Genomic DNA, 9,876 nt, shown 5'->3' on the forward strand with positions numbered 1-9,876 from the left:
GACTGATACAGATAAGGAGAGAAAAACTAAAAATAATGGGGAATAAGTATTTTAACTTTAATTCAGGAGATTGAGGAGATTGTTTATTTATTGAAAGTTTATCTGTAGTAATAAAACTTAACTGTTGTTTTTTTTGTTTTTCTGCAATAACTAAATTACCCCATAAAAAAGATATAGAAATACAAAAAGTAGTCATCCATAAAAATAATTTAGTCAAAGAAGCATTATAAAAAGTTTTTAGATAATTAACTTCTTGAAACCATAAAATATTGACATAAATATTACTAATAATTATTATGCTTAAGATTAATAATATTAATAAGATGATGATAATAAAAATAAGGTTATAGTTATTTTTTTTTTCTATAGATGGGAGTTTTTTTGTTACTTTCATTCGCTAAGAATATCAATTAATAGGTATGGTAAAGTTGATAAAATTGCTCTCGATTTAAAGCAGTAATCGATTCAAGATTTAAAACGTTAGTCATAATTTTTGCTTAATTTTATAAGAATATAATGATAATTTAATTTTAATTATACTTTTCTTTATTTGGTTGCAAAATTAAATAAACTCTGCTACAATTATAACCCATCGGTCTTGATAGAAAACATTTACAAAAATTTTCGCAAAAAGCTCACCTCTTTTAAGGGTGGGATGTATTGCGACACCCTTAAAAGAGGTGCAGTGAGTATTAATGGGTGTGTTGATTGGCAATATATTTTTTGATAGTTTCTAACGTGCTGTCTTCCGTTGGAGTGTCAATTTACGGGCTATTGAGAAAAAGTTACGTCAACGTAATGATTCACAAGTAAAAGTATCTCTGATAGAGGCGAGAAAAAGATTAGGTATTGTAAAGAGTTTATCATTATCAATAATTTTAGCTTAATTGCTTCTTAATTGTATCCGTAAATGTTTAATTTTATCTCTATATTCAGCTGCTTTTTCAAATTCTAAATTTTTAGATGCTTTTTGCATTTCTTCTTCCAATTGTTTAATTAAAGTCGGGATTTTATCTAAAGTAAGTTCTTCAATTTCGTTGTAAACTTGTTCTAATTCTTGACTATTTAATTTTCTGGATATATCTAAATATTCTAAAATTGAGTTAGCAGATTTTTTAGTAATTGACTGAGGAATAATATTATTTTTGATGTTATATTCTTTTTGAATTTTTCTCCGTCGATTAGTTTCATTAATGGCTTTTTCCATACTTTGAGTAAAGTTATTTGCATATAAAATTACCTGTCCATTTATATGACGTGCCGCCCTTCCTATTGTCTGAATTAATGATTTTTCTGAACGTAAAAAACCTTCTTTATCTGCATCTAAAATTACTACTAAAGATACTTCGGGTAAGTCTAAACCTTCTCTTAATAAATTTACCCCAATTAAGACATCAAAATCTCCTGCTCTTAATCCTTGTAAAATCTCGATTCTTTCAATAGATTGAATTTCCGAATGTAGATATTGTACGTTTATCCCTCTTTCTTGTAAATATTCTGTCAAATCTTCTGACATCCTTTTTGTTAAGGTAGTAATTAAAACTCGTTGTTTTTTCTTAATTCTCTCTTTTATTTCTGTTAGTAAGTCATCTACTTGTCCCTCGCTTGGTCTTACAAAAATTTGCGGATCTAAAATGCCCGTAGGGCGAATAATTTGCTCTGCAATTTGATTATTTGATTGCTCAATTTCCCAATTACTAGGAGTAGCTGAAACGAAAATACATTGTTTAACTTTATGCCAAAATTCATCAGCTTTTAAAGGACGATTATCTGCCGCACTTGGTAAACGAAAACCAGAGTCAATTAACCGTTTTTTTCTTGCTTGATCTCCTTTATACATTCCCCTAATTTGCGGTACAGTTACATGGGATTCATCTACTACTAAAAGCCAATCTTCAGGAAAATAATCGACTAAACAATCGGGAGGTTGCCCAGCTTTTCTTCCTGTTAAAAGTCGGGAATAATTTTCAACTCCGTTGCAATATCCAACCTCTTTTAGCATCTCTAAATCATACTTTGTTTTTTGTTTTAATCTTTGGGCTTCGACTAATTTTCCTTCTTTTTCTAAGACTATTAATCTTTCTTCTAATTCTTCCTTAATATCGGCGATCGCCTGTTCTAATTGGTTTTGAGGTGTTACAAAGTGCCTTGCAGGATAGATGTTAATTCGCTCTAATTCTTGCAATAATTCGCCTGTAACTGGATCTAAAAGAGAAATTGCTTCGATTTCATCTCCAAAAAATTCTACCCTTATAACTCTATCTTCGTAGGCTGGGACAACTTCTAAAACATCACCCTTTATCCTAAAAGTAGCACGGCGGAGGTCAACATCATTGCGACTGTATTGCACATTGACTAAATCTCGAATGAGTTGACGAGGATCATATTCTTGGTTAATCTGTAGAGGAATAGCGGCTTTGAGGTATTCTACGGGCATCCCTAAACCGTAAATACAGCTAATGGAAGCTACCACAATAACATCTTTTCTTTCAAAAAGTGATCGAGTTGCCGAGTGCCGTAACATATCAATCTCGTCGTTGATAGAGGAGGTTTTTTCGATGTAAGTATCGGTAACGGGAATATAAGCCTCTGGTTGGTAATAGTCGTAGTAACTGACAAAATATTCAACGGCGTTATCAGGGAAAAACTGCCTTAATTCATTACACAGTTGAGCCGCTAAGGTTTTATTATGGGCTAATACTAAAGTCGGTTTTTGATATTGGGCAATAGTACAAGCTATAGTATAAGTTTTACCTGTACCCGTTGCACCAAGTAGAGTTTGAAAACGATTGCCCGATTGTAATGATTTTACCAAAGAAGCGATCGCTGTTGGTTGATCTCCTGTGGGTTTAAAGGGTGCTTGTAAATTAAACATGAATTAGTAATGAAAACGACATTGGGCAATAAAAATCTCATTATCTTCCATAGAATAAACTAAACGATGCTCTTTATTTATTCTTCTTGACCAGAAACCTGACCAATTATGTTTTAATGGTTCAGGATAACCAAGCCCATCAAAAGGATGTCTGATAATATCTTTGATTAATTCGTTAATCTTTTTTGTTATTTTTTTATCGATGTTTTGCCAGTAGATGTAATCATTCCAAGCATTTTCTGCCCATTTAATAATCACTATTCGATTAACTCCCTCACGATACCTTTACCCTCTCTTAATTCTTGAATTGCTTCGTTTAAACGTTGGGCATTTTTAGCACTAGACATTAAATAAGCGGTTTCTTGATAAGAATTAAAATCTTCTAAAGAAAGTAAAACTGCGGGAGGACCATCTTCTCGATGGATAATAATAGGTATATGATCATTATTGACTTGATCGAGAATAGTCGTTAAATTATTCTGTAAAGTGCGATCGCTAATTGATTCCATAATCTTCTCTTTATTGTCAGCAATAAATTAATTGTAGATGATCAAATAGACATCGACCGAATTTAGGGAGCAGGAAGGAGGGAGCAGAGAGAAAACGCCTTGAATTCATTATTTATTTATAAGAATTGTAATGATTTTACCAGATGGGCGATCGCTGTTGGTTGATCTCCTGTGGGTTGAAAAAGTGATTCTAAAGAAAACATTAATTATTGGTTGCGAAATTAATCGAAGACAAACTAAAGATAAAAAATCTATTTTAATCGACTATTTTCGGCGAATCCTAATTTTTTGTTGAGTAGCAATTACTATCGCTCCAGATTCTAAATATTCGGAATAATTAGTCAATATTTCCTGAAAAAGTAGTATTCTTTGTGAACGTGGTAAATTTTCTAATCTTAAAACTCCACAATGTAATCTTTCTTGTTGCCAAATTAGTTGTTCAAAATCACTATCTGTGGTAATAATAATACGTTATTTTGATAACGAGAGAAAGGAACATTTATGATTTGATGCAGTCCATAATAGAAATAAGAAATATTGTTTTTCTATCAATCTTCAATCTTGGTTAATAATCGTGTTTAATTTCAAACGTACATTATTATATTTAACTATCTCTTTTATGATCGCATCAGGTTTGATTTTTACTGATGTAAAAGTTAGTCAAGCTATCCCTTGGGGTGAATTGTTTATGAGAGGAGTTCAAGTTATTCAACTTAGCAATATTAGTGATCAACAAGAAGTTGAATTTGGCAATCAAATACGACAACAATTATTATCTCAAGGTAAAGTTAGATTATATCGTAATAATGATTTATACAGTTATGTTAATCAAATTGGTAATCGATTAGTTGGTGTTAGTACTCGTTCCAATTTACCTTATCGCTTCGAGATTGTCGATAATCCTCAAGTTAATGCTTTTGCTACTATGGGAGGTTTTGTTTATATTCATACTGGTTTAATCGCTACCGCCTCTAATGAAGCTGAATTAGCTAGTGTTATCGCCCATGAAATTGGTCATGTAGTTGCTCGTCATTCGGCAAAACAAATGCGACAACAAGCAATTACTCAAGGATTATTAACTGCCACAGGATTAGATAAAGCGAATATAGTACAGTTAGGAGTTACTTTAGCTATTGATTTACCCTACAGTCGTCAAGATGAATTTGAGGCGGATGCTCTTGGTTTACAAATATTATATGATGCCGGTTATGCACCTGGTGCTATGGTCAATTTTATGCAAAAATTAGGACAATTAGGCGGTGGTAGAACTCCTACTTTACTTAGTACACATCCTAATGGTGGCGATCGAGCTATTGCCCTTGCCCAGAAAATTCCCCAGGATATAGCTTTTCAAGGTGATGGTTTAGACGAACAACAATACAGATATAATATTCGATCATTATTAGGAAATAGATATTAATTAGAGTTTACTGTTAGGAATCAGAAAGCTATAAAAATCTTAGAATTTAGAATTTAGAATTTACTGTAACACTACTAAGCTAAAAATTTGATTTTTGGTGATTTAAGCTGATAGCTGACTGCTAATAGCTACCCTCATCAAAATAAAAATACTTTTTGACGCACCCCTAATTAGGAGATTTTGAGCTTTTAACTTCTCGCAAATGCTCATAAGCCTTATTCGTCACAACTCTTCCCCTCGTAGTCCGATTAATAAAACCGATTTGTAATAAATAAGGTTCATATACTTCCTCAATGGTTTTGGCATCTTCCCCTGTAGCAGCAGCGATCGCCTCAAGGCCTACGGGGCCGCCACTAAATTGAGCGACCATAGCTGATAGTACCAGTCGATCAGTCCAATCTAATCCTAAAGGATCGACATTATGTAAATCTAAGGCTTCCGCCGCCAAACCTTGATTAATACTAGATTGATGTTTTACTTGTACATAATCCCTCACTCGACGTAATAATCGGTTAGAAATTCTAGGTGTACCTCTTGACCTACGAGCTATTTCTTCTGCACCACCGTGATCAATTTTTAATTTCAAAATAGTAGCAGATCGCAGTATAATTTGCGTAAGTTCATCTGGATCATAAAATTGTAACCGTTGAATTAAACCAAAACGATCACGCAACGGTGAAGTTAGGGAACCAATTTTGGTAGTAGCACCGATGAGAGTGAAGGGAGATAAAGGAATACTACGAATTTTCGCCGATTGTCCTTTGCCAATTGTAACATCTAAACGGCAATCTTCCATAGCAGGATAAAGTAGCTCTTCTGTCACTCGATTTAAACGATGTATCTCATCAATAAATAAAATATCACCCTGTTTAAGGCTCCCCAACAAGCCTGTAATATCCCTAGGGCGTTCAAGAGCAGGAGCTGCGGTAATCTTACAACTAACCCCCATTTCTTGAGCCAAAATTAAAGACATGGTAGTTTTACCTAATCCGGGAGGACCATACAAAAGTATATGATCTAAAGATTCTTTTCTCTGTTTAGCCGCTTCAATGGCAATGGCAATCATTTCCTTAAGAGCCTTTTGTCCGATATAATCATCAAGACGATGAGGGCGAATTTTATCTTCATTTTCCCCTAAATCCTCAAGAATTTCCGTAGGCAATAAAATATCATTATCCTTTGACAATAAAGATTCGGACATTGGTGATTTGTTTTTTCGTTGTTGAGGGAGAAATTGAGATTTTTGCTCAGACGACGATCGTTTAATTGCCATAATTAGTAAATTTACGGGGTTTCAATAAATTTTTAAAGCAATTTCAAAATATACTTGACGTAATAATTTTGTTTTGCTATCTTTAAGGGACAGATGTTAAAGTTAGCTCACTTTATCATATGATGAAATTAATTAAGAAATAATTGATGAGGAGTTTATATGGCTCAGGTATTGCTTACAAACGGTGATGATTTTGGGATACTCAAGAAAAATGGAGACCAAATTTTAGGACTACAAGGTAACGATGTTATCGTAGTAGCTTTTGATGACTTTGGTCCTGTTCTTCCCACCGTAACAATTAATGGTGATCAAGGAAATCAAGCTGCTTCTCTTGTAGTGGGAGCCGACAAGTATGGTTTAATTGGCAACGTTGCTGGTATTGCTTACGGTGGACAAGGAGATGATACTATCAGTGTCACTGAAAATCCTGAAGTCAAAACCTATGGTTTAAAAATCCTTAATGGTGATGACAATAATGACATAATCTACGCCTATGGTTCTCAAGTTATCGCTAATGGCGGTAATGGTAATGACGTTATCTACGGTAGCGTAGAAGATCCGAATACACAACCCACCGATAATGGTCGTACTTCTGTTTTAACAGGGGGTGAAGGGTTCGACACTATTTACGGTGCAAGATTTAACGATGTAATCTTTGGTGGAAAAAACGGCGATCTTATCTATGGAAATCAAGGGAATGATCAACTTTCTGGGGATAATGGAGACGATGAAATCTACGGCGGTCAAGGTGATGACGACATTAAAGGTGAGCAGGGTAGAGATCTTATCTACGGAGGTCAAGGTAATGATACTATCTCTGGTGGCACTGAAAACGACAACCTTAATGGTGACTTGGGTGATGACTTAGTATATGGAGGTCAAGGAAATGACTTACTAAGTGGAGGTCAAGGAAATGACACTCTTAATGGGGATGCCGGTGTTGATACCATGAGAGGTGGTGCTGGTGATGATATTTATTATGTAGATGATGTTAGTGATGTAGTCAGTGAGACTACTAATTCTGGAGAAAATACGGGAGGAATTGATACAGTAAATTCTAGAGTTTCCTACAGCTTAGAGGATAGCCCCTTTGTCGAAAATCTTTACTTACAAGGTAGTGATAGCGTTAACGCAACGGGGAACGAGGAAAATACAATTATCCGTGGTAACAGTGGTAACAATATCCTTAATGGTTTAGAGGGAGATGACCGAATCTTTGGAAACGCTGGTAACGATCTTATCAATGGCGGTTTCGGCATCGATTTAGTCCATGGTGGTGCTGGTAATGACACCATTAACGGTGGCTTCGGTAATGATGTCCTCAAAGGTGAAAGAGGAGATGATGTTGTCAGGGGTGAAGGTGGCAATGATCTTCTTGAAGGCGGTGAGGGCAACGATCTTCTTGATGGTGGTAGTGGAGATGACACTTTAATTGGAGGTATTGGTGCTGACTCTTTACTTGGTGGAGCAGGTCGAGATTTATTAGACGGCGGTGAAGAAGACGGCAGTGTTGATATTCTTGCCGGTGGTACTAATGATGATAGATATATCATTAAAGAAACAACATATCTTGGGGTGGAAACCGGCGATGGAGGTGTTGACACAGTCATATCCTATGTCAGTTATACCTTAGGTGCTAACGTTGAAAATCTTGATTTGAGTAAAGCGGAAGGAGCTGTTGACGGTACTGGTAACGAGCAAGATAACGTGATTATCGGTAATACTGGTAATAACGTTTTAGTTGGTTTAGGTGGTTTTGATGTTCTTATCGGTGGGGAAGGTAACGACTCCTTAGTTGGTGGTGACGGCGGTGATACCTTAAATGGGGGTATTGGTACTGATACCTTAAATGGCGGTGAAGGTGACAACTATCTCTATGGTGATCACGTTGACGGTGACGTAGGAGATCTTCCCACCAAAACGGGAGCGGCCCCTGATAGTAACACTATTACAGCGGGAGATGGTAATAACACCGTAAAAACTGGGGAAGGAAATAACACAATTACTCTCGGTAATGGTAATAACACTATCAAAACTGACTTACTGCAAATTCCTGTTGTGATACCTGAAGTTGACAAAGATGGAAATCCAAAATTGGATGACAAGGGTAATCCTCTGTTTAAGGTTCGATATGAGTTTGGTGGCATTGGTAATGGAAATCAAAAAATTACAGCAGGTAACGGAACAAATATCGTTGAAACAGGGCAAGGGAATAATATTATTACCCTCGGCAACGGTCAAAACACAGTTACAACTGACTTAGTTAGAGATGACAAAGGTGCCATAAATCGTAACGGGGAAGGAAATCAAACTATTACTACTGGTTCTGGTGATGATCTAATTCTAACTGGAAATGGTGATAGTACCATCAAAGCTGGTGCTGGTAATAATAAGATAACCATAGGTTCAGGAAGTAATAATGTTACAACTGAAGCAGGTATTGACACTGTTATCATTAACGGTAAAGTTAAACCCGATAACCAAAAAGAAACTAATGTTATCAATCTTGGTGCCGGTAAGAATACTATCGACATAACTGGTAATGCTAGTAATACTATTACTACCGGGGATGGTGTTGACATCATAACAGAATTCGGACCAGAAGGTAACGACGGTGATAATACCATTACGGCGGGTGCTGGTGATAATAAGATTACTGTTGGAAATGGCAATAATAAAATTACTACCCTTCAAAATGATGACGTTGTGACTATTAATGGGGAAGATAATTTACTCAAGGCTAAACCTGTAAAAACCAATACTGTTGATGTAGGTGCTGGTAATAATATAGTAACAATTTTTGGTGATTCTAATAACACTATTACTGGAGGTTCTGGAATTGACATCATCACGGTGGCTAATGGAAATAATACTATCAATGCTGGTGCTGGTAATAATGAAATAACTGTAGGTAATGGCAAAAATTCTATTACGGTAGGTGCTGGGGATGATGTCATTAAAGTTAATCCTGATGGTCTTCCTAATAAAAATGATATTACTATCGATGCTGATGCCGGTAATAACACTGTAACTATCTTTAGTGATGGCAATAATAAGGTCACTACTCTTGACGGAAATGACATTATCAAAATTACCGGAAAAGGTGAAAATACTGTTACTGCTGGTGCTGGTAATAACAAAGTTACCATAAATGGAGCCGGAGGCACTGGGAAAAATACTGTTACTACCCTTGGGGGTGCTGATACCGTTGAAATTACTGGTAATGGTAACAATACCGTAAGCGTTGGCGATGCTGGTGCAAATAAGCAAAATACCGTAACCATAACTGGAAATGGTATCAACAGCATTACTGGTGGTGTCGATAAAGATGAGATCAATGTTACCGGTAAAGGTGAAATTACTATCGATGCTAAAGGTGGTAATAATGAAATTACTATCGATGGTCTTGATGGCACTAGTAAAAAGACTGTTACTACCCTTGACGGAAATGATTTCATCAACATAAAAGGAAAAGGTGAAAATATCATTACTGCTGGTGCTGGTATAAATACCGTCATTGTTAATGGTGATAGTAAAAATACTATTACTACCCTAGGGGGTGCCGATATCGTTGAAATTACTGGTAATGGTGATAATACCGTAAGCGTTGGCGATGCTGGTGCAAATAAGCAAAATACCGTAACCGTAAATGGAAATGGTATCAACAGCATTACTGGCGGTGTCGATAAAGATGTGATCAGTGTTACCGGTAAAGGTGAAATTACTTTCAGTCTTAAAGTGGGGACAACGGGAGTTACTATCGAATGGCTTGCAGGAACTATGTAAAAAGCTGTTCGTA

The 9,876-nt window shown here is 35.8% G+C and carries 8 protein-coding genes; 2 read left to right on the forward strand and 6 right to left on the reverse strand.

Annotation, left to right across the window (positions count from 1 at the left end; genetic code table 11):
* The 5 genes from FWJ34_RS15360 to FWJ34_RS19605 form a co-directional block, all read right to left on the reverse strand.
* On the reverse strand, positions 1 to 394 hold a 394-nt coding region (locus FWJ34_RS15360; protein WP_308256217.1), incomplete at its 3' end, for a UPF0182 family protein.
* A gap of 489 nt (positions 395 to 883) precedes the next feature.
* Positions 884 to 2,875 carry an excinuclease ABC subunit UvrB gene (gene uvrB, locus FWJ34_RS15365; protein WP_308256218.1) on the reverse strand — a complete coding sequence of 664 codons (1,992 nt, stop codon included), beginning with the start codon at positions 2,873 to 2,875 and terminating at the stop codon, positions 884 to 886.
* A gap of 3 nt (positions 2,876 to 2,878) precedes the next feature.
* The gene (locus tag FWJ34_RS15370; RefSeq protein WP_308256219.1) at positions 2,879 to 3,133 is read right to left on the reverse strand and encodes a Txe/YoeB family addiction module toxin; all 255 of its coding nucleotides are present in this window, start codon (positions 3,131 to 3,133) and stop codon (positions 2,879 to 2,881) included.
* Positions 3,133 to 3,384 carry a type II toxin-antitoxin system prevent-host-death family antitoxin gene (locus FWJ34_RS15375; RefSeq protein WP_308256220.1) on the reverse strand — a complete coding sequence of 84 codons (252 nt, stop codon included), beginning with the start codon at positions 3,382 to 3,384 and terminating at the stop codon, positions 3,133 to 3,135. The genes FWJ34_RS15370 and FWJ34_RS15375 overlap by 1 nt, the downstream gene beginning before the upstream one ends.
* A 264-nt stretch (positions 3,385 to 3,648) precedes the next feature.
* Complete coding sequence (locus FWJ34_RS19605) at positions 3,649 to 3,852, reverse strand: hypothetical protein (protein WP_396232004.1); 204 nt, start codon at positions 3,850 to 3,852, stop codon at positions 3,649 to 3,651.
* Between the two features lie 106 nt (positions 3,853 to 3,958).
* On the opposite strand from FWJ34_RS19605, the gene FWJ34_RS15380 reads away from it, so the two are divergent.
* The gene (locus FWJ34_RS15380) at positions 3,959 to 4,804 is read left to right on the forward strand and encodes a M48 family metallopeptidase (protein ID WP_308256221.1); all 846 of its coding nucleotides are present in this window, start codon (positions 3,959 to 3,961) and stop codon (positions 4,802 to 4,804) included.
* Between the two features lie 166 nt (positions 4,805 to 4,970).
* On the opposite strand, the gene ruvB is transcribed toward FWJ34_RS15380, so the two are convergent.
* A complete protein-coding gene (gene ruvB, locus FWJ34_RS15385; protein ID WP_308256222.1) occupies positions 4,971 to 6,077 on the reverse strand; it encodes a Holliday junction branch migration DNA helicase RuvB in 1,107 nt (368 codons plus the stop codon).
* Between the two features lie 159 nt (positions 6,078 to 6,236).
* Between ruvB and FWJ34_RS15390 the strand changes: the two genes are divergently transcribed.
* Positions 6,237 to 9,863, forward strand: a complete 3,627-nt coding sequence (locus tag FWJ34_RS15390; RefSeq protein ID WP_308256223.1) for a calcium-binding protein — start codon at positions 6,237 to 6,239, stop codon at positions 9,861 to 9,863.
* Positions 9,864 to 9,876: the final 13 nt, after the last annotated feature.

It is taken from the genome of Geminocystis sp. GBBB08, assembly GCF_016743215.1.
In the GTDB taxonomy this organism is placed as follows: Bacteria; Cyanobacteriota; Cyanobacteriia; order Cyanobacteriales; family Cyanobacteriaceae; genus Geminocystis.

Coding starts and splice junctions, on each gene's coding strand:
- uvrB (WP_308256218.1), bottom strand. CDS start 2,875: ATGTTTAATTTACAAGCACCCTTTAAACCCACAGGAGATCAACCAACA.
- FWJ34_RS15375 (WP_308256220.1), bottom strand. CDS start 3,384: ATGGAATCAATTAGCGATCGCACTTTACAGAATAATTTAACGACTATT.
- ruvB (WP_308256222.1), bottom strand. CDS start 6,077: ATGGCAATTAAACGATCGTCGTCTGAGCAAAAATCTCAATTTCTCCCT.
- FWJ34_RS15390 (WP_308256223.1), top strand. CDS start 6,237: ATGGCTCAGGTATTGCTTACAAACGGTGATGATTTTGGGATACTCAAG.